The 21,483-nt window shown below is 41.8% G+C and carries 15 protein-coding genes; 9 read left to right on the top strand and 6 right to left on the bottom strand.

Annotation, left to right across the window (positions count from 1 at the left end):
• Positions 1-34 precede the first annotated feature (34 nt).
• The 9 genes from MR764_RS11075 to MR764_RS11115 all read left to right on the top strand — a co-directional run bounded on the left by MR764_RS11075 (position 35) and on the right by MR764_RS11115 (position 8,709).
• Positions 35-1,300: a HAMP domain-containing sensor histidine kinase gene (locus MR764_RS11075; protein ID WP_247979478.1), complete on the top strand. Its 1,266-nt coding sequence runs from the start codon at positions 35-37 to the stop codon at positions 1,298-1,300.
• A gap of 1 nt (position 1,301) precedes the next feature.
• A complete protein-coding gene (locus MR764_RS11080) occupies positions 1,302-2,015 on the top strand; it encodes a response regulator transcription factor (RefSeq protein WP_247979479.1) in 714 nt (237 codons plus the stop codon).
• A gap of 10 nt (positions 2,016-2,025) precedes the next feature.
• Positions 2,026-2,394: a sulfite exporter TauE/SafE family protein gene (locus MR764_RS11085; protein WP_247979480.1), complete on the top strand. Its 369-nt coding sequence runs from the start codon at positions 2,026-2,028 to the stop codon at positions 2,392-2,394.
• A 137-nt stretch (positions 2,395-2,531) separates the two neighbouring features.
• Positions 2,532-2,690, top strand: coding sequence for a 50S ribosomal protein L34 (gene rpmH / locus MR764_RS11090; RefSeq protein WP_247979481.1), 159 nt, complete (start codon positions 2,532-2,534; stop codon positions 2,688-2,690).
• Between the two features lie 207 nt (positions 2,691-2,897).
• On the top strand, positions 2,898-3,704 hold the full coding sequence (locus MR764_RS11095; protein ID WP_247979482.1) for a PASTA domain-containing protein: 807 nt from the start codon (positions 2,898-2,900) through the stop codon (positions 3,702-3,704).
• Between the two features lie 6 nt (positions 3,705-3,710).
• Entirely contained in the window at positions 3,711-4,757 is a 1,047-nt protein-coding gene (locus MR764_RS11100) for an RluA family pseudouridine synthase (protein WP_247979483.1), read from the top strand.
• Entirely contained in the window at positions 4,750-5,742 is a 993-nt protein-coding gene (locus tag MR764_RS11105) for a D-alanine--D-alanine ligase (RefSeq protein WP_247979484.1), read from the top strand. The genes MR764_RS11100 and MR764_RS11105 overlap by 8 nt, the downstream gene beginning before the upstream one ends.
• Positions 5,743-5,867: 125 nt before the next feature.
• Positions 5,868-7,397, top strand: coding sequence for a replicative DNA helicase (dnaB, locus tag MR764_RS11110; RefSeq protein ID WP_247979485.1), 1,530 nt, complete (start codon positions 5,868-5,870; stop codon positions 7,395-7,397).
• A 46-nt stretch (positions 7,398-7,443) separates the two neighbouring features.
• Complete coding sequence (locus tag MR764_RS11115) at positions 7,444-8,709, top strand: hypothetical protein (RefSeq protein ID WP_247979486.1); 1,266 nt, start codon at positions 7,444-7,446, stop codon at positions 8,707-8,709.
• Positions 8,710-9,267: 558 nt separating this feature from the next.
• Here MR764_RS11115 and MR764_RS11120 read toward each other — a convergent pair.
• The 6 genes from MR764_RS11120 to MR764_RS11145 all read right to left on the bottom strand — a co-directional run bounded on the left by MR764_RS11120 (position 9,268) and on the right by MR764_RS11145 (position 21,242).
• Positions 9,268-10,233, bottom strand: a complete 966-nt coding sequence (locus tag MR764_RS11120; protein ID WP_247979487.1) for a hypothetical protein — start codon at positions 10,231-10,233, stop codon at positions 9,268-9,270.
• A 25-nt stretch (positions 10,234-10,258) separates the two neighbouring features.
• Positions 10,259-11,773 (bottom strand): SusD/RagB family nutrient-binding outer membrane lipoprotein, encoded by a 1,515-nt coding sequence (locus tag MR764_RS11125; protein WP_247979488.1) that lies wholly within the window; start codon positions 11,771-11,773, stop codon positions 10,259-10,261.
• Positions 11,774-11,803: 30 nt separating this feature from the next.
• A complete protein-coding gene (locus MR764_RS11130) occupies positions 11,804-14,926 on the bottom strand; it encodes a SusC/RagA family TonB-linked outer membrane protein (protein ID WP_247979489.1) in 3,123 nt (1,040 codons plus the stop codon).
• A gap of 735 nt (positions 14,927-15,661) precedes the next feature.
• Entirely contained in the window at positions 15,662-16,024 is a 363-nt protein-coding gene (locus MR764_RS11135) for a hypothetical protein (RefSeq protein WP_247979490.1), read from the bottom strand.
• Positions 16,025-16,523: 499 nt separating this feature from the next.
• Positions 16,524-17,969 (bottom strand): SusD/RagB family nutrient-binding outer membrane lipoprotein, encoded by a 1,446-nt coding sequence (locus MR764_RS11140; protein ID WP_247979491.1) that lies wholly within the window; start codon positions 17,967-17,969, stop codon positions 16,524-16,526.
• Positions 17,970-17,981: 12 nt separating this feature from the next.
• Positions 17,982-21,242 carry a SusC/RagA family TonB-linked outer membrane protein gene (locus tag MR764_RS11145; protein ID WP_247979492.1) on the bottom strand — a complete coding sequence of 1,087 codons (3,261 nt, stop codon included), beginning with the start codon at positions 21,240-21,242 and terminating at the stop codon, positions 17,982-17,984.
• Between the last annotated feature and the right edge of the window lie 241 nt (positions 21,243-21,483).

Consider the following 21,483-nt stretch of genomic DNA (forward strand, 5'->3'; position numbering starts at 1 on the left):
GTAGTTTAGATAGCCAAAAACACCGGATGAGCAAATGAAAGGTAAAACACTGAAATACATTATTCTTTTGGCTACCATTTCAATAGCCGGCGTATTTTTTATTCAATTTGCTTTTATCCGGTATTCGTACCGCCTGTCAGAAAAACAATTTACCGAAAGCGCCAGCGTGGCATTGAAAGAAGTAGCCTGGCAAATTATGCTCGCCACCGGCACCACTTCCAACTTTGAAAGCATCACTCCTGTCGAGGTAATTTCAGACAATACCTACCTGGTAAATGTGGGGGTACTTTTCGACAGGGAACTTTTGGTAAACAACCTGGAAGAGCAGCTAAAAAAACACGACATCTACTACGGGTTCGAATTTGCCATGTTTAATCCGCAGGAAGAGCAAATGGACGAAGGGACCTTGATAAACACCGACGGAAAAGTAACTCCATCGTTTTATTCTTTTCCTACAAACGGAGATTACACCTACTATTTTGCCATTCATTTTACCGACCGGAGAGCCTATTTCAACTCCAGGCTTTCGATATGGTATTTCCTCACGGGTCTGCTTGTCCTGGTCGTTTTCTTTTTTGGTTATACCCTATCGGTTATTATCCGTCAACGGCAACTTTCCGAAGTTCAAAAAAATTTCATCAACAACCTTACTCACGAATTAAAAACACCGATTTCTTCGATCGCCTTATCAGCCAAGGTACTTACCGAAAAAAACATTACCGAAACACCGGAACGTTTACATCAGTATGCACAAATCATCCTGAACCAAAATGCACGGTTGACGAAAAATGTGGAAAAGGTACTCAACCTTGCCTCGCTCGAAAAAAGCAGAATAAAACTTAACAGCGAATCCATCGATCTGAAATCGTTTATCGAGAAAAACTGTGAACTTTTCAGACAAAGCGATAACGGACAAAAACTAAACATTGAGATCGATTTTAAGGATTTAAGGCCCGTCATTACGGCTGATAAATTTCATTTTGCCAACCTCTTGAGCAATATCCTGGAAAACGCCGCAAAATATTGCGAGGCAAGTCCGCAAATACAAATAACACTGAAGAAAGGTAAGAATTACCTGGCGCTGGATTTCGCGGACAACGGCATTGGAATCGCCAAAGAGCACCGAAAAAAAATCTTTAAAAAATTCTACCGTGTCCCTACAGGCAATGTGCACAACGTAAAAGGCTTTGGACTTGGACTCGATTACGTGTACAAAATTGTTAAGGCCCACCGATGGAAAATTCATGTAAGTGAAAATCCCAAAGGAGGAAGTATTTTTACTATTATTATTAGCGAATAATATGAGCGAAACAGCATTTAAAATCATGTTGGTAGAAGACGATGAAGCTTTACGTTTTATCGTTAAAGACAACCTGGAACAAAACAAATTCAGAGTAACCGCTGCCGAAGACGGAGAAATCGCCCTTCAGCTTTTTGAAAGGGAAACCTTCGACCTGATTATCCTTGATGTAATGCTTCCGAAGATTGACGGATTTCGGGTGGCCGAAAAAATTCGCATAAAAAACGACCAGGTTCCGATTATCTTCCTCACCGCCCGCAGTATGACGGAAGACAAGATAAAGGGGCTCACCATTGGCGGCGACGACTACATTCCCAAGCCCTTCAGCATGGAAGAGCTTTTGCTGAAAATCCGGATTTTTCTTCGACGCAGCCAGTCCCTTCCGGTAGCCAAATCAACAGGAGATGGTTTTATGAGCATCGGGAAATTCCGTTTTCAGCCACAAGACCTTTCGTTAAGTATCGGGAACCAATCACGCAACCTGACGTTAAAAGAAGCAGAACTCATTCGCTTCTTTGCCGAGCACCCCAACCGGGTATTAAGCCGAAACGAAATTTTGGAAAAGGTTTGGGGTTCGGACGATTATTTTTTAGGGCGAAGTCTCGATGTTTTTATTTCGCGACTCCGCAAATATTTTAAAGATGATCCGGGAGTAAAAATAACCAATCTGCACGGTATCGGTTTTCGTTTCTCGGTGAAACAGGAAGATCAGTAAATTCATATTTATGACTGTTGGGCAATTAATTATTCTCGTTTTAATCGGATTGATTTCGGGAATTTTGTCGGGTGTTTTTGGAATAGGAGGAGCCATTATCGTTATTCCTGCCCTGGTTTTTATTATCGGCTTATCCCAGCATGAAGCACAGGGAACCAGCCTGGCTTTTATGCTTCCGCCAGTCGGGATACTGGCAGCCTGGAACTACTGGAAAGAAGGGTATGTTAACTGGAAAATCGCGTTGATTCTTTCCATCACCTTTGTAGTTGGGGCTTATCTCGGTTCGCATTTCACCTTGAACATATCTGACAGAACACTCCGAAAACTGTTTGGAATGTTGATGATTGTGATGGCAATCAAACTCATCTTTTCAAAATAGGTAATTATCTGTGCGATAACTTTGAAAGCAACAAAGTGAATTTCGCTTAAATTTACACCTTAGTTTTGGAAGAAATAAAAAAAAGACTATTTTTGCAGTCCGAAAATTTAAGAAGTAACAAGTAAAACTTTATAGAAATGAAACGTACATTTCAACCATCGAACAGAAAAAGAAGAAACAAGCACGGGTTCAGAGAAAGAATGTCCACTGCAAATGGTCGTAAAGTATTGAAAGCCCGCAGAGCAAAAGGCCGGAAAAAATTGACAGTTTCGGACGAACCGAGACACAAAAGATAATTAATATCTTAAAAAATTTTTGCGGGAAGGTAAAGAAGTTAATTCTTTACCTTTTCGTGCTTATAGCTATTCGTGAACAACAAACTCCTCTACGCTCCCTCCATTTTAAGCTTAATCGCATTTTACCTAGCTTTCCCGAATTATTTCCTTTCAACATCCTTTTTTTGACTTATTTTTGTTTCCTTAAACAGATCGACAATAACAGGTATGAGTCTTAAAAAATTTTTGATCAGCCGGATCTTTTTGATCAACTTGATTATCGCAATTGCACTGGTTGCAGCGATTATAACCGTTACGCTTAGCAGCCTCAAAAGCTATACGCATCACGGCATTTCGTATAATGTTCCCGACCTGTCGGGGATGACCTATAACGAAGCAAAAGAATTGGCTGAAGCCAATCAGTTAAAAGTTGAGTTACTTGATTCGGTTCACGACAAAACGGCTCGCCCGGGAGCAGTGGTCGACCAGGTCCCAACAGCCAACCAACAGGTAAAAGCAGGCCGTTTGATCTACCTGACCATCAATGCAAGCGGAGCCGAAATGGTGACCATTCCAAAACTTACCGATATTTCATTCAGGCAGGCTCAGGTATTGCTCGATAACTGCGGACTTACCATCGACAGCATTTCTTACCAGCCATCGGAATACACCGATTTGGTGCTGAGCGCCTACCAGGAAGGGAAAGCAATAAATGAGGGAGACCGACTTGAAAAAGGAAGTTCAGTTACACTGGTAGTTGGGCAAAGCCGGGGAAATGTGGAAACCATTTTACCCAACCTTAACGGAATGTTTATCGACGATGCACGATTAGCTCTTACCGATGCCCGGCTGAATATGGGAGTCGTTATTTACGACACTTCCATCACCACAAAAGAAGATACGCTGAATGCCAGAATATGGAAACAAATGCCGGATACACGTCAGGTGCAAAAAGTATATCTCGGAAGTTCAGTCGATCTTTGGCTAACCGTTGACAACGAAAAACTATCGGCCGGCGACACCACAGAACAATAGCAAAATATGACAGAATACATAGAAGATAACGAAGAGTTGGAAGAAGAGGAAAGTGGTCTTTACGAACACTTTCGGCTATCGGTTGACGCCGGACAGTCGGCAGTACGCATCGATAAGTTTTTGTCGAACCGCATTGAGAATGCATCAAGAAGTCGCATTCAGGCAGCAGCCGATGGAGGAAATATTCTGGTCAACGGAGAAGCTGTAAAATCGAATTACAAGGTAAAACCCAACGACGAGATTCAAATCGTAATGGATTACCCCCGGCGCGAATTAAAGATCATTCCCGAAGATATTCCGCTCGATATCGTTTACGAAGATGATCAACTGATCGTGATTAACAAACCGCCGGGACTGGTGGTTCATCCCGGACATGGCAACTACTCGGGAACACTGGTTAATGCACTGGCTTATTACTTTAAAGATCTGCCGTTGTTTAACAGCGAAGATCCGCGTCCGGGACTTGTTCACCGCATCGACAAAGACACATCGGGACTGCTGGTGGTGGCAAAAACCGAACATGCAAAAATCCACCTGGCCCGTCAGTTTTTCGACAAAACCAGCGAACGTCTGTACCAGGCCATTGTATGGGGCAGCGTAAAAGACGATGAAGGTACGATAACAGGGAACATTGGCCGCAGTTTGAACAACCGCCAGGTATTCACGGTATTTCCGGAAGAAGATTACGGTAAACATGCCGTTACACACTACCGGGTACTAAAACGCATCGGATACGTTTCGCTGGTTGAATGTCGTCTCGAAACCGGAAGAACACACCAGATCAGGGTGCACATGAAATACATCAACCACCCGCTATTCAACGACGCCAACTACGGAGGCGACCAAATCCTTAGGGGAACAACCTTTACCAAATACAGGCAATTTGTACAAAACTGTTTTAAAGTAATTCCGCGACAGGCGCTCCATGCAAAAACACTCGGATTTATCCATCCCACAACGGGTGAAAAAATGTCGTTTAACTCGGAATTGCCAGATGACATGGTACAGGCAATTGAAAAATGGGAAAATTATATAGCAAACAGAAATGACTAACATATTTTCGAAACCCAATGTGGCTGTAGTAGCCGGCGGTAACTCTTCGGAGTTTGTTGTTTCAGTAAAAAGTGGCGCCAATGTAATGAAGGCGATCGATACGCAACGGTTCACACCGTGGCTGGTTGAAATACAAAACGACCGCTGGGAGGTTTTTCAAAACAATTACAAAATTTCGGACATCGATAAGTCTGATTTTAGTTTTCAGTTTCAAGGCGAAAAAATCAAATTTGATTTTGCCTACATCACCATTCACGGAACACCGGGAGAAGACGGAATTCTGCAAGCATATTTCGAATTAATGGGAGTTCCCTACTCCAGCTGTAATGTTCACTCGTCTTCCCTCACTTTCAACAAATGGTTTTGCAGCAACTACCTGCGCAGCATGGGTATTCCCATGGCAAAATCGCTGAAATTCAGCGTCGGTGACACTATTGATCCTGATTTTATCATTGAAAAAGTGGGGCTGCCTGCGTTTGTAAAACCCAATGCCGGAGGTTCGAGTTTTGGGATCACAAAAGTAAAATCGAAAGAAGAAGTGGAAGCCGCCATCCGGAAAGCGTGGCAGGAAAGCGACGAAGCGCTGGTCGAGCAATTTATCGACGGCCAGGAGTTCACCTGCGGAGCACTGAAAGTGAAAGGTGAAATGACTGTATTCCCGATTACGGAAGTACTTCCCAAAAACGAGTTTTTTGATTACGAAGCAAAATATACACCCGGTGTAACCGACGAAATTACACCGGCACGTCTTCCGGAAGACCTAACGCAAAAGTGCCGGGAATTAACCGCGGAAATCTATGATTTATGCGAGTGCGACGGCATTGTGCGTGTCGACTACATTTTAAAAGACGGGTTGTTTCATTTCCTGGAAGTAAATACCACGCCGGGAATGACCGGAACCAGCTTTGTCCCGCAACAAATCGAGGCAATGGGATCGAGTTTACAGGAAATCCTTACAAAAATTATTGAGGCGAAATTAGCGTAAATACCAATTAACAATTGTGAATAACAGACGTTAAAATACGGTGACAAGATTCTCTTGTTGCCTCACCTTGTTATTCCTATTTTTGACATTCATATTCCACACATATTTTAATTTTTTAGCAAACCATGGCAGAACGAAGAAGAGGCACCCCATCTCCAACCATCGACCAGATAAACGCACAGTATGGCAAACTCCCACCCCAGGCAGTAGATGTGGAAGAAGCGGTTTTGGGAGCTTTAATGCTGGAGCGGGATGCTATTGTTACCGTAGCCGATATTATTGAAGCCAAAAGCTTTTACAAAGACGAGCACCGCAAAATTTTTGAAGCGATTCAGGCCTTATCCGGAAAAGAAAAACCTGTCGACCTTTTGATGGTTACACAGGAATTAAAAGACCGCAACCAGCTCGACGAAGTAGGTGGCCCCGGCTACATTACTCAACTTACCCGCCGGGTAGCATCGGCCGCTCACATTGAGTTCCACGCCAGGATTATTGCCCAAAAATACATTCAACGCGAACTGATCCGCGTTTCCAGTGAGATTCAAACAAAAGCCTACGACGACACCCTCGACGTGGATGACCTGATTGACTTTTCAGAATCTGCACTTTTCAAGGTTTCCGAAGGGAACATCAAAAAAGAAACAGTCCCGATCAAACCCATCCTGAACCAGGCAGTACTTCAGATTGAAGCCGCACGGAGCAAACCCGACGGGTTAAGTGGCGTTCCCTCAGGTTTTACTGCGGTAGACAGGATTACTTCGGGCTGGGAACCATCGGCCCTGATTATCCTGGCTGCACGTCCGGCAATGGGAAAGACGGCATTTGTACTTTCCATGGCACGTAACATGGCTGTTGATCACCGGCAAGGAGTTGCCATATTCTCGCTTGAGATGTCATCGCTACAGTTGGTTAACCGTTTAATATCAGCAGAAACCGAATTGGGAGGTGAAAAAATTAAAACCGGAAAACTGGAGGATTACGAATGGGCGCAGCTCAACCAGCGTATTAAAACACTGGATGATGCCCCTATTTTTATCGACGACACCCCTGCCCTTTCTATTTTTGAATTCAGGGCCAAATGCCGACGCCTGAAGATGCAGCACGACATTAACATTATTATCGTCGATTACCTTCAGCTAATGACCGCCGGGGCTGATACACGCGGAAGCCGTGAACAGGAGGTAAGTATGATCTCGCGTTCGCTAAAAGCCATTGCCAAGGAATTGAACGTACCGATTATTGCACTGTCGCAGCTGAGTCGTGCCGTGGAATCGCGCGAGGGGAAACGCCCGCAGCTTTCCGACCTTCGTGAATCGGGAGCGATTGAGCAGGATGCCGATATTGTTTGCTTTATTCACCGCCCGGAATATTTTGGGATTACGGAAGATGAATCCGGAAATTCGCTGTTGGGAATTGCAGAGCTTATTATTGCCAAACACCGTAACGGCGCCACAGCCGATGTGCCGCTGAAATTCCAGAAAGAAATGGCAAAATTCTCCGATCTTGATCCGCATTTTGGTAACGACTATAACAACGATGTACGAACCTTTCGCTCTTCCATGAATATGGATGAAGGATCAATGGGAGTTGGAATGGAAAGCAACAGCGGATTCGACACCTATCACGCTTCGAATACCGATGCTCCTCCGTTTTAAATTGAACTTAATCCCCGGTTAGTTGTATATTTGGGAAAACAGAAAAATGAAGCTCAAGTCTATACTTACCCTATTCATTCTTTTGGTTGTCTTTCAGGCCAGGGCGCTGTATCTTCTTATTCCCATGGACGATACACAAAAAGACCATTTGAAGGTCTACGGAATCGCCTACTGGACACTACAAAAAGATGTGGAAGTAAAATGGCTGCTCAACTACCGCGGAGGTAGTTTTCTGATGCAACATGTGCCGGAAATTGAAAATGAATGTGTTATTCGGGGGGTTACGTTTGAAACTATTGCCGATGCACAAGCCAATGCAATTCTCGCCGAAATAGCACGCCCTGAAGTTAACCAGGATGCCATTAGCATGACAAAGGCGCCTAAAATAGCGGTTTACTCCCCTCCCAACAAACAACCCTGGGATGACGCGGTAACACTGGTTCTTACTTACGCCGAGATCGATTACGACGTCATTTACGACGAAGAAATACTGGATGGAAAACTGTCAGACTACGACTGGCTTCACCTCCATCACGAAGACTTTACCGGGCAACACGGCAAATTCTGGCGCACCTATCAGCACATGCCCTGGTACCAGCAGGAAGTAAAAATAAACAACGACCTGGCTCGAAAACTCGGATTCATAAAAGTCTCGGAAATGAAGTCGTTTGTCAGCCGCGAAATCGACAAATATGTGTTGAACGGTGGATTTCTGTTTGCCATGTGTGCCGCAACCGATACCTACGACATTTCGCTGGCTGCGGAAGGCGTTGATATTTGCCAGCCCATGTTTGACGGCGATCCGATGGATCCCGATGCTGACGAGAAACTTGATTTCCACAGGACCTGTGCCTTTGAGAATTTCCACCTGGAAAAGAATCCGGAAGTTTACGAATTTTCCGACATCGATGCGACAGAAACCCGTAGAAATATAGTTGCCCGTGAAAACGATTATTTTACCCTGTTTGAATTTTCAGCCAAATGGGATCCCATTCCCACCATGTTATGTCAGAATCACCGAAACCTGATCAAAGGTTTTATGGGGCAAACCACAGCCTATCGAAAAGAGGTGATCAAGCCCAACGTGTTAATTATGGGCGAAAACAAACCGGCAAAAGAAGCCCGCTACATTCACGGTGAAAAAGGCAAAGGATTCTGGACCTTTTACGGAGGCCATGATCCGGAAGATTACCAACACCTGATCGGAGATCCTCCAACCGATCTAAATCTGCACCCCAATTCTCCGGGATATCGTTTAATCCTTAACAACATTCTTTTCCCGGCAGCCAAAAAGAAGAAAAGAAAGACGTAGCGAACTACTTACTATAACATAGATCTCTTTTGCGATACATCTGCTCATCTCACACATTATTATAAAAGAATTTTCCGGGGGCTGGACAGTCTCTTGGGACTTGTGGTACACCTCTAAGATCACAACATAAAAATATTGATGCGAAACATAACATCTCTGGGGCTTTACATAAGAATAAAAGGTATGCAAGACTATCGTGTTACGGATTTTTATAGTAAAACAAAAATACCATGTAACGGCAGAGCTATTTTTCAAACTTAGTGCGAACCAATCCCGACAGCTCTTGTAAACTTTACCGCATGAAAGCAGCTCTTACGCAAAAGCGGGAGCAATGGCTTGTTAAAATGGCAACATATCCTTCTTTTTTTTTAGTAAATGGAGCCGACAGAAGATTCAGCTAAAATGACTTTTAGTCGGAAGCAACAATTATCCTCACACCAGTGACAAAAACGGCACATAAAAAAAGCGATGAACCAAGATCTATGATTCATCGCTTTTAATAAACTCCGCGTAACGAATACGCAATATTCTACGAATTAAATTCCTTTAAAGCTTACATTATAAATCTTCAAGGAAAGTATACGTTTCAACCATATGACAACGATAGTGAGGAGGAGTTGTTACAACCGACGGCTGAACCATATAGTAAGATACCTGAAATGATTTTGTTGCCGGATCATATTTATTAACTCCTGCTGGATCAAGCACAGCACTACGCGTATTGCTGGCAGGTTGTCCGTAATAATTCGTTACTTCTGTAATATTTCCATTATCATCGAAAGTGAAAACTGGGCAGAATGATCCCCATCCGCTATAACCACCCGAAGCGGTAGCCATACCATAGATGTAATCTTCCCAACCCATTTCTTCGTAGAAAAGAAGCCTGCTACCATCCAAGGTCTGTAATTGTACAGTATATGGTTCATCTCCAAATATTGTGGTAACATGCACGTAAGCTCCCAGGCTAGGCAGGTGATCCATCGTTCCGGTCACGACATAACGTCCCTCATATTTATGCTTAATTTTCATATTAAGGGTGACATAGCCGAAATTACCACTGATAATGTATCCTTCTTTATCAACAGAAGTAATTGAAATCGCCACATACTGAGGATTGCTCTGTAATAGAGCAGTATTAATTGTTGCGATTAAAGCTACAGAACGTTCTCCTTTCGGAATAGTTACTGAAGCTGGTATTGTGATTCCATCCAGAGGAAACAGGTCCGAGTCAGAACCAACAATATCAGCAGTATTTGCAGTTGTTAAACTAACTACAATATCTTCCGATGCAGGTTTCTCAGCAGCCAGTCTTACTTCGCCAATCGTAACTTCCTTTACTCCTTCGGGTAAAAGCGTCAGGCTCTTTTCGTGCGAAGCACCAGCCGGAATTTCTATAATCTTATTTGCATTAAGATCAATCAGCCCGTAGTCCTGATTGTCGATATTGTCGTCATTCAAGCAGGAAGTCAGTCCTGCCGAAACAAACAGGGCGGACATCAGCAGTTTATATATATTCCTTTTCATAATTATTTTCTTTAACTAATTAAAATTACTTATCCCAAAAAATAGTAGCAGTCTGTGGGTTAATTGTTCCCTCAGCTGTTGCATTGGCACTATTATATTGATATTCTTCCTGCGGATAAATCATACGCTTTGGTATGACATTGGATCCACGGCTTTTATAGATTGACAGTGGCACATTGGGAATACCGGTGCGACGATAATCGGTCCATGTTTCAAGTCCGTTGATTCCAAACATAGCAATATACTTTTGAGTAAGAATCAATTTCAGTTTATCTTCGTTCTGATCCCATACGGCAAAAGTTTTCAGCGGTGCATTCAGATAAGCGTCGGCAGCATCTTCGGCATCTTCAACATCTAACCAAACATACGATTCTGTTACAGCATCTTCGTACATGGTCTTTGCATTGCCACTTAATGCACCGCGCTGAATAGCTTCTGCTTGTAGGAACATACTTTCAAAAGAAGTGAATAACCACTGGGCCATTGAAGGACTTTTAGCAATACCTGGGCCAGCAACGTCCGATGAATTGGCCGCTGCTTTTTTCTCATTTTCAGGAGTTTCTGGAGGATATTCATGGCCGTAATCAAAGCCAACATAGTCTTCCCCATTTGTTGGCGTTGCTGCCTTTGAATAGAAATACTCATAGCGAACATCATCATATGTCATTAGCATTTCCAACAAATAATTGTTCGCCCGATTAAAGTTATCTAAACCACCAGCATCGTTGATTTTGAATGAATTCCAGTAAGGATTCTGCTTATCCACGTCTTTTGCATAGCCAGGTTGTACTTCAGCAGTTTCACCCGCAGCAAGGAAACCTCCCCCATTGGCAACAATTTTATCAATTTCGGTTTTCAAACCCGAATCTCCGAGCAATTCAGACTGGTGCATGACTAATCTTAAACGCTGAGTGTTGCCCAATTTTCGCCATAAATCAAAGTCTCCACCATAAACAATATCGGCACTTCTGATATCCAGATTATCAGCAACCAAAGCTTCTTTTAATAAATTATCAGCTACTTCCAGATCCGCAATTAAGGCTGCATAAATTTCAGGACCTTTATCGTATGGAGTCAGCATATATTCACCAAGGTTAAAGGCCTTTGAGTACGGAACATTATTATACTGGTCAACCAATTGCATAAACCCAATTGATTTCAGAATTTTGGCGATTGCCTGATATCCTGTTTCATTTCTTGCTTCAGCATTCTTTTCAATTACATCAAGATCTTTCAGAATATCGTACATATTCAACCAGTTAGTACGGTTGAATGAAGAAGTGATAGCATAAGATTCTTCGTCGGTATTCGGACCGTATGTACCTGAACAACGTGCCCAGTACCCCATCCATCTGCTGTATACATCGTAATCAGTGGCAGACATTGCAGCGAGGCGGTGTACTGTCCTGGGGAAGACCAGGCTCGGTGTCATATTTTCTTCCACTGCTTTATTTGGATTCTGGTTAATGTCGAAAAAATTATCGCCACAACCGCTCAATAAGAAAGCCAGTGCAACTATTATATATGATAGCTTTTTCATATCTATTCTTTTTGAAAATTAAACTACAAATTAAAATCTAACAGATAAAGTACCACCTAAAGTACGAACAGGAGGATTTACTGTTGCGTTTGAAATACCACTGATGTTTCCTGTCAGGAAGCTGTTGTTTCCGCGGTAATCAGGATCAGAGTATACATTACTTTTGGGCAACCACAATGCAAGGTTACGACCTACAAAGCCAACTGTTACACCTTTCACAATGTCTTGTTTCGCCAGTAAGGAAGCAGGCAAGTCGTAAGTTATAGCCAATTCCCGGAATCTCCATGCAGCAGCGCTTGTAATAAAGTTAGATGCCACACTCCTGTAATTATCGCTGGTGAAGAAATCATTCACATCGGTAATGGTAACATTTGTATTGGTGATATATTGGCCGGGATTTGCCGGATCTTCGTAAACTGAGTTAGGGATTACAAATCGTTCACGGTGGTTAGCCCCGGTAATTTCAGAGGTACCGGTCCAGGCCATCTCGTTTCCAATCAGGTTGAAATTATAGTGCCCACCCTTGTATTCAAATAATGCAGAAAAGGTTAAGCCTTTCCAGTGTATCGACGGATTCAATCCGATAATATGCATAGGCATGGTACGGCCAAATTTTTTGTTTACCTCGTCAATAAGAGGCATTCCAGTTTCGGCATCCACAATTACATGTCCTTCACCGTCTCTTTTATAATCCGAAGCGTTGAAAATAAATGCAGGTTCTCCGACAACAGCCTGGTTAGCAGCCATTACATAACCTCCGATGGAAAGCTCCTGTAAATCCTGGTAAATACTTAACACTTCACTGTTATTATACGAATAGTTTGCTGTAAAATTCAGTTTCCACTCACCCAACTGAACAAGCGGAGTCAGTTTTAACTGGGTTTCAAAACCATAGTTTTTGAATGAAGCTGCGTTAACATAGGCAAAGGTATAACCAGTAGAACGAGGAACACGCACATTAACGATCTGGTTTGTATTTTTCTGGGTGTAATAAGTTGCATCAAGATTAATACGATCTCTCAGCATGCTGATTTCAAAACCGAACTCGGTACTTTCAATAAATTCCGGCTCCAGGTATTTGTCGTATGAAGTATCATCGGCAGAATAACCAGGCATTCCATTGAATGGGAAACCATCTCCCTGTGAGAATGTAGCACTCAACAAGTAGGGATTAATATCTGCGTTACCGGTTTTGTTCCAGGAAGCCCGCAATTTCATAAAACCAAAAGCTTCGGACTTAAGGGCAGGAATAGCATCGGTCAAGACCAACGACCCGCTTACGCCGGGATAGAAGTAACTGTTATTGCTTGGATCCAAAACCGACGTCTTATCATTACGGCCGGTAACTTCGATGTTTGCAAAATTTTTGTAATTCAAACTGGCGCTTCCATAATATGAAAACAAACGTGAGCGCGATTCTGTTGACTCACCTCCCAGTTCTCCGGGACGTGCCGACACATTAAATAATCCTTCGATAACCAGGTTGCTAGCATTTACTCCGGTAGTTCTGGAGTTGACTTCACGCACATAAGTACCTCCGAGCACATTCACTTTAAAGTCTCCAAATGTTTTATGCAGGTTGGCATAAAACTCTGAAGAAAAACGATTGCCAACATAAGTGCTGTTTTCTACACTCTGAGGAACATTATCCAGCCCTCTACCAGCTCCGTATGAATTGGTAACCAAGCGCTTACCTGTAACCATCGTTACAATACTTTGATGAGTCACAGCTGCCCTGTAATTTAAGTCTAACCAATCTGTCGGAGAGAGTTTTAAATCAAGACTGCTAATCAGGTTTTGATTTTTCCCTTCTTTACGCCAGGTATCCAGTGCGATATATGGGTTAATACCGTAGCGGTTGAAATAGTTATTATATTGTGCAAATTCGTTGTTAACGAAATCTTTATACGAAGTCAGCGGAACCTGTGCAGGTGTACTGAAAATAAGGTTCATCAAACCGCCATTTAAACCAACATTATTTGCTGCATAATAGTCGCCCATTGCAGTATTGTCAAAAACATCGTACTTCTGGTAAATGTAATTGGTATTAAATGTGGCAGTAAATTTCTTGTAAGTCTGAGAAACGTTCATTCTAACACCTGTCCTTCTGTTTTCGTCATCCGGCATAACACCATTATTCTTCGCATCCTGAAGGCTGAGGTAAAAATTCTTGGCAGAGTAAGATATATCATTCTGCATTACGATACCGGTATCAAAGAATTCTTTCCTGCTGTTATTAGCAGCGTATTTTACAATTTGCTCGTTCCCATTTTCCAGTACTTCGCCAAGGAGAACATCACTTCCGTCAAATTCAGGTCCCCACGACCAGTTTTCATAAGGAATGTATGAGCCAGAACCGCCTGAGCCAAACTGGGTTTGAAATTTAGGGAAGAAAGACACATTGCTAAATTGCGTTGTATTACTAATAACAATGTCAGGAATATCTGTCTTAGAACCACTTTTAGTAGTAACAACAATCACACCGTTACGTGCATCCGGCCCGTAAACAGCAGCTGCAGAGGTTCCTTTAAGGACGTTAATACTTTCAATATCATTCGGATTTATTGTGTTCAATAATCCAAGCCCCACAGGCACACCATCTAAAAGCAACATCGGATTATTACTTCCGGTAAGAGAACGAATCCCGCGCAGGTTGATTTTTACATCTTCCATAACACCACTATTCAGCGATGAAATATTTAAGCCGGGAACTTTACCTTGCAAGCTTGATGCAACATTCATCGACTTTGCCTGAGTTAACTCTTCGCTGTTAATATTTACAGTAGAGTAACCCAGTTCCCTTTTCTGTCGTTGAATACCCAACGCTGTAACAACAACTTCGTCAACTCCAATAGTCTCCGGCTGCATGAGCAGGTCAATTACATCTTTGCCAGCAATCGAAACGTCTTGAGTTTTCATTCCAACAAAACTAAAAACAAGTGTAGTAGCATCCTGTGGTACCTTTAGTTCATATTCACCATTAACGTTGGTGATAGTTCCTAATGTAGTACCTTTCACTGCTACCGATACTCCGGGTATAGGCAGATTATCCTCTGAAGACGTAACAGTACCTGTTATGGTCTTGGTTTGAGCATTTGCTACCAAATTACCCATGAAAAGGAGAATCGATAAAAGAATCGCAATTTTTTTCATAGAAATAATTTTAGTTATTAATAAACAGCTATAAACATTAAAGTTTCTCTCATTTCCTTATCATCTGAATTTAACATTCAGAATTCATTCTTAAATCATTGAAGCACGATTACCAAATGCATAAGGGGGATTTTGAATACAAAAAACCGGGAGGCTAAAATTTCTACGAAGGGTAATAGTGAGTATATGCAGAGTGAGTGCCCCCCGGCTATTCATTCTTTTTAGTTGCAATTTTTTCAGTAAAAAAAATCTGGAAAAACAAAAGACGTTTCCTACATACCCCTTCATAGAAACAGCTTTAATAATAATTAAACAGCGTATAAATTAAAATTGATTTTTTCAGGATTCCCCCAAATCCATGAATCATCTATTACCCTAAAATCAACTGTTAAAAAACCATTTGTTTAATGGTTAATTTTTTTAACACTTACAAATGTGAAAAAAAAAATCAAACTTCCAAAAAATATGAAAGCAATTTTCAATCATCCTCACTAATACATAAGAAATACAAACCAACTGTATTTTATTTTTAAATACACGAAAAATATCGAAAGAACAGCAAATAATCGTCTAGAAGCACCATGATTGTTAACATTTGTGGCTATTACCCTGAAGTTTATCGGGAGCTTTTCCCGTACTCACCCTACCCAAAAAAATAAGAGTGGACTTACTTATTTATCAGCCCACTCTTAATTTTCATTCGATTTTATATCAAACTTCTGATCGTGTGAAATTTTAATTAATTCTTTGTGAGTACAAAATCATAAACCCCCAGGTACCTTGATCAATACCGATGGTAAATGTCATTATGTAGGTTCCATCACAGGTGTTAAGCTCACCAAATCCTTGGTAGTTATATGCGGTATAGGGGTATCCCCATGGTATTAAATTAGAAGCAAGTACGGTTTTTTCCGCAATTGCAGAGTAGTCCTGTTCGTTTATGATCATTTTTAATGGTCCGTGATCTTCATCATGACCTTCAATTGCAGCCAGACCAGATACATATACGATATACTCATCAGCCGGATCTACGGTTATGGTAAGATTACCGTCCAAGCCACAGCTGTCGCTTACAGCATGATAGCTTCCGGAAGCCATATCAGAATTGTAAGCACAAAACACTGCAGCGTTAAATGCGGCGCTGGAAAAGTAGCTTTCTTGCCCTTGAATGGTTATGACTATAATGGTATCCTTTCACCTCCATCAGCCGTGCGAAATTTTACTTCGGAAAATAACATTCAACCACAGCAATAAATCAATGGCCCATAAGTGCAGAAAAACAGTAATGGACCGGATTAAATCAAAATTGGGTTGTTGGCAACCATATTAATACAACCTTGACAACAGCTGGCTACAATATGATGAAAAGCTCAGAAACAGTAAAAGGAGTGCATTTTATGTTCATTTTTGTACTGTACAATTGGAGCAAAAGGAAACAATGATTTTACTAAAGAATCGTCTGTTTGAGAATTATCTGTTTTTCATGATTGACTAGCTAGTACATAAAAAAAACCGCTGAGGCTAACCTCAACGGCTTCAATAAATGTCTTTTAAGTTTGTCCGCGTATTTTGGAACAATTAAAATATTTACTAGTTCCTAATAAATATCCCAGAACAATTTTGTACTCAATTCGTCTCCACCAATAGCAGCAGCTGCAGCAGCCCAATTTGTTGAATTGTACTGTTGCTCGTTAGTTGGGTAGGTGAATCGAACCGGAATAGATGTAACTCCGGTAGGTGGACTTGGTGGCATTACCAATACGGACGGGTAGTCTAATCTCCGCCAGAAGGTATAACCAATAAAGCCCCGTGTGTACATAGCCAACCAGGCTTGTGTACCAATCGCATCTTTCCATACATCATAGGAAGAGTAAGACTGTGAAGCCAAATAGGTCTCAGCTTCGGCCTCAGTACCTCCCCACTGTATAATGGAAGCGGTAACCGCTGCGTTATAATACGTTTCAGCATCAGCGCCAACGCTCCAACCACGGGCAGCAGCTTCTGCCAGGTAAAACTGAACCTCATCAAAAGTCATGAAGAAGCCAGGGAAATCGGGTTCTTCCAAGGCTGCATCGTAATGTACTTTTGTACTGTACGAACCGCCAGATGCACCATAAGGGGTGGTAATTCCGTCAAGATCATCAAAGTAATTGTCAATTCTCGGGTCTTCAATATCAGTCATTAAATCAACCATCCCTTTAACCATTACAAAATCGTGACGCCCGCTGGCTACCAAATCATTGTATAGCTCATTCACATAAGGCAGTGACTTTTCGTACGGGAAGAATGCACTTTCGCTTTGACTCACAAAAACCCCATCATAATGTGCTTCAACGGTTGATTTTCCTAAAGCAGACAATGGACCATCAGCAATACCAATACCCAACTTCACCAATAAGCTATGTCCGAATTTAATCCAGGATCCAACGTCTCCGTTATAAATTAAATCAGCGGTGCCAAAACTTTCATCAGAAACATCAAGGGCTGCAACAGCGGCTTCGGCACGGGCAATTAAATCTGTATAGATTGCCTGTGCATCATCATAAGCAGGAGTGTAATTATCCTTGTCTAATGCCTCGCTATAAGGAATGTCTCCAAAAATATCCACCAAACGTTGGTATACAAAAACATTTACCAATTCAATAACTGCCAGCTGATTTGCCTTAACAATTTGCTTCGACTCCAGGTTAGGCTCAGTAAGCGTCTGTGCTTCAATAATTCCATACGCATCTTTTAAATCGTATAAAGCAGCATAAAACACCCTGAAAATCTGTTCCGGAATTTCACGGCTCGTAATGTTATAGTTCGCTTCATCCCTGTACGAACGCTCTGTCCAATATTGGGCCATCAGCTTCCAAATGTTGTAGTTAACGTTCGTGCTGGATATTTGATCAATAATTTCGATTTGTGCATTGGTAAGCAAAACGCTTGCACTTACTTTTTCCGGCCGGGTTGTGTCAACATTCATTTCTGTGAAATTATCGGTACATGAAAACAGAAATCCCAGAAAAAGTACGATTATATATAATTTTCTATTTCTCATTTTTACAACGTATTAAAAATTAACATTTAATGTAAAACCAATATTGCGCGTTGATGGCATTACACCACTTTGCCAACCTTGAATATTTCCTGCACCTTGAGAAGTCTCCGGATCGGCATAAGGAAGGTTTTTATGAATAATCCACAAGTTTGAACCCACCAATGCAATTGAAGCGTCCTGAATAAATATGTTATCAAAAAGAGACTTAGGCAAGCTATAAGTAACCGACAACTCTCTTAGCTTAACATAGCTGGCATCGTAAATAAACAAAGCATTGGGTGCATAGTACGACCCAACCGGAGTATAATACGTTCCCATATCTTCCGAACGTACCGTATTGGGCGCACCGTCAGCAGTTACTCCTCTTAGTATCACACCGCCACCACCAGCAACATAATTACGCACAGGGTTTCCAAGGTCGTTCAAACCGGCGCTCTCCTTATACAAACCGGTAGATGAACCGTACCAATGGTCTAACGAGAATACATCACCACCATGTTTCCAGTCGATTAAGAAACTAAGCTTAAGATTTTTATAACTGAACGTATTGCGAAGACCGCCAATCCAGTCTGGATTTACATCTCCAATAATCTGATCTGATGCGCTAACATCGTAGTAACCATCGGTTATAATGCGATGTGCTTCATCTTTAATATCATTGTAATACATAAAATCGGTACCATGAATGGTTCCCATAGCATAGCCTTTTACAGCATTAACGGTAACACCTCCCTGCAGGTCTGCAAGTTGCAATTTCTCCAAACCTTCAGCCATGTCAATAACCTTGTTTTTATTTTTCGACCAGTTTAAAACAAGGTCCCATGTAAAACCGCGTTGTTTTACCGGTGTTGCGTTGAGCATAATTTCAACACCTTTATTACTAACTTCTCCGGCATTTACATATATAAAGCTAGAACCTGATCCATAAGAAATTGCTGCCGGCATAATTTGATCAACAGTTCTGTTATCGTAAACGGCAACATCGAGACCCAAACGGTTTTTTACAAAGTTCAGGGTTAAACCTGCTTCCAAACTTTTTGATCTCTCCGGTTTCAACTCAACATTATTAATTGTGTTGTCGTTTGATGCAACTCCATTTCCCCTAAAAGGATAGTATTGGTCATAAGTATTATATAAACTGGCAAAAGGGGCATCATTACCCACTTCGGCATAATTTAAACGCACTTTACCAAAGCTAAACCATTCCTGATCAATGAACTTCGTAAAAATAAAACTACCCGTAGCAGATGGGTACACATAAGTACGATTATTTGGAGCCAAAGTAGAAGCCTGGTCAACACGAACCGAACCTTCAAGAAATAAAATATCGTTGTACCCCAATGATGCATTTGCAAAATAACCATTCACCTGGATCTTTGGCGCATGCTCAATCGGCAATTCCAACGGAGATGCAGTATTGGCAAGCGAATAAATTCCTTCAACTGCCAATCCTCCGTTTGTGGATGCCCAAAAATCGGTAGAGTTTTGTTTCCGAATGTTGGTACCTATCAAGCCTGTTAAGTTCAACTTATCAGTAATGTCTTTATTGAAGTTGGCCATCAAATCGAAGTTGTATTCTGAAAAATCTCCTCTTTTCACTGAATAACCCGACGATGTATCGTTATAACCAACACCAAAAGCCTCCGCAATAGACCCCACAGCAAGTCTTTCTTCTTCAAGGAATGAATAATAGTCTACAGATACACGCCCCGTAAATGACAGGAAGTCGGCAACTTGCCAATCGAACTTGGTATAACCGATAAAGCGGCTACGCGAGTCGGTTTGGTAGTTTCTGTAACGTTGCCAATAGGGGTTATTCCAATAAGCCGGGCTGGTATCGCCTGGCTCGTTCATGTTCCAGGTGGCATTTACCCCCAATTGCTCGTACGCTCTTTTTTGCTCAAGAATATCAACATTGGTTTGCCACCACTGGCGAAAACCGGAAATCAGGTTACCAGAATAACCGGTTATGTTTCTTCCTTTCGTTTCGGTTTTAATGAAATTGGCAAAAGACGAGACTTTCAATTTAGACGTAATATCATAACTGCCGGAAAAGCTAAAGTTATTTTTATCCAGCTCACTGTTTGGCATAATACCACTTTGCTGCAGATTCTGGTAAGAAAACCGGTAGGTTAAATTATCGCTGCCACCAGTAACCTGAATCGAGTTAGACGTTGTTGTCGCTGTTTCAAAAAATTCGATCGGATCGTTTTTAGCAGCAACCCAAGGCATAGCTTTACCATAGGTATCTAAACCGGGCCAGAATGCATTCCATTGGTAAACATTCAAACCGACATTGAAAGATTCTCCCATTGATGCATCCTCATAAGTAGGAACGATGTACTCATCAGTTCCGTCATCGTTCCAGTCCCAGTATTCAAGTCCCGGATAATCTGAATCACTATACCAGTCTATTCCATAACCGCCACCGTATTCCTTCTGATACTCAGGAAATGTACTTTTATCCACAAACCCAAGGGTAACATTTCCGGCATAAGATATCCCCAGGTTTTTCCCTTTAGCTCCCTTTTTAGTTGTTATAAGAATCACACCATTCGCAGCTCTCGACCCGTAAAGCGCGGTTGCCGCTGCTCCCTTCAATACCGAAATCGACTCAATGTCGTTAGGATTAATATCAGAAGCGGTGCTACCGTAGTCGTATCCACGCCCCCCTCTTTTCTGGTACGAGTCATTCATAATCGTATTGTCAATAGGCACACCGTCAACAACAAACAAGGCCTGGTTGTTTCCGGTTAATGAAGCTGAACCACGAACAATGACGTTTGTAGATCCACCAAAGTTTGTGTTTGTTTTTATGTCGAGCCCGGCAACTTTTCCTGAAAGTGCTGAGGTAAAATCAGCTCCTTTTATTGTGCTGATCTCCTCTCCTCCTACTTGTTGTACAGAATACCCCAAAGATTTCCTTTCCCGGGAAATGCCAAGAGCCGTAACAACCACCTCGTCAACTCCAATAATCGCATTTTCCATCTTCACGGCAAAATTGGTCTGTGAACCAATCTCCACCTCAAGATTCTTCATCCCTATGAAGCTAAATAATAAATACTTAGCATCAGCCGGAACAGTCAATTCAAACCGACCATCCAGATTAGTAACTGTTCCAAGGGTTGTTCCCTTTACTGAAACCGACACTCCGGGTATTGGCATATCATCCTCACCAGAAGTAACTGTACCGATTATACTCCTAGTCTGAGCATTCACCACCAAATTACCCATGAAAAGGAGAATCGATAAAAGAATCGCAATTTTTTTCATAAAAATAATTTTAGTTATTAATAGACAACTTAGAACGTTAAAGCAACTTTCTTAACAGAACCTTCTGAAATATCTTTTTAGGAATATACTTTCGGTAACACACAGTATGATAACACAATGAATATGAGAAACAATAAAATACAGAACCGGGAGGCTAGAAATTCTACGAAGGGTAATAGTGAGTATATGCAGAGTGAGCGCCTCCCGGCCATTTATTCTCTTTAGTTGCAGTTTTTTCGAT

This window comes from Maribellus sp. YY47, assembly GCF_023111095.1.
In the GTDB taxonomy this organism is placed as follows: Bacteria; Bacteroidota; Bacteroidia; order Bacteroidales; family Prolixibacteraceae; genus Draconibacterium.

Coding starts and splice junctions, on each gene's coding strand:
- MR764_RS11075 (WP_247979478.1), top strand. CDS start 35: ATGAAAGGTAAAACACTGAAATACATTATTCTTTTGGCTACCATTTCA.
- MR764_RS11080 (WP_247979479.1), top strand. CDS start 1,302: ATGAGCGAAACAGCATTTAAAATCATGTTGGTAGAAGACGATGAAGCT.
- MR764_RS11085 (WP_247979480.1), top strand. CDS start 2,026: ATGACTGTTGGGCAATTAATTATTCTCGTTTTAATCGGATTGATTTCG.
- rpmH (WP_247979481.1), top strand. CDS start 2,532: ATGAAACGTACATTTCAACCATCGAACAGAAAAAGAAGAAACAAGCAC.
- MR764_RS11095 (WP_247979482.1), top strand. CDS start 2,898: ATGAGTCTTAAAAAATTTTTGATCAGCCGGATCTTTTTGATCAACTTG.
- MR764_RS11100 (WP_247979483.1), top strand. CDS start 3,711: ATGACAGAATACATAGAAGATAACGAAGAGTTGGAAGAAGAGGAAAGT.
- MR764_RS11105 (WP_247979484.1), top strand. CDS start 4,750: ATGACTAACATATTTTCGAAACCCAATGTGGCTGTAGTAGCCGGCGGT.
- dnaB (WP_247979485.1), top strand. CDS start 5,868: ATGGCAGAACGAAGAAGAGGCACCCCATCTCCAACCATCGACCAGATA.
- MR764_RS11115 (WP_247979486.1), top strand. CDS start 7,444: ATGAAGCTCAAGTCTATACTTACCCTATTCATTCTTTTGGTTGTCTTT.
- MR764_RS11120 (WP_247979487.1), bottom strand. CDS start 10,233: ATGAAAAGGAATATATATAAACTGCTGATGTCCGCCCTGTTTGTTTCG.
- MR764_RS11125 (WP_247979488.1), bottom strand. CDS start 11,773: ATGAAAAAGCTATCATATATAATAGTTGCACTGGCTTTCTTATTGAGC.
- MR764_RS11130 (WP_247979489.1), bottom strand. CDS start 14,926: ATGAAAAAAATTGCGATTCTTTTATCGATTCTCCTTTTCATGGGTAAT.
- MR764_RS11135 (WP_247979490.1), bottom strand. CDS start 16,024: ATGGCTTCCGGAAGCTATCATGCTGTAAGCGACAGCTGTGGCTTGGAC.
- MR764_RS11140 (WP_247979491.1), bottom strand. CDS start 17,969: ATGAGAAATAGAAAATTATATATAATCGTACTTTTTCTGGGATTTCTG.
- MR764_RS11145 (WP_247979492.1), bottom strand. CDS start 21,242: ATGAAAAAAATTGCGATTCTTTTATCGATTCTCCTTTTCATGGGTAAT.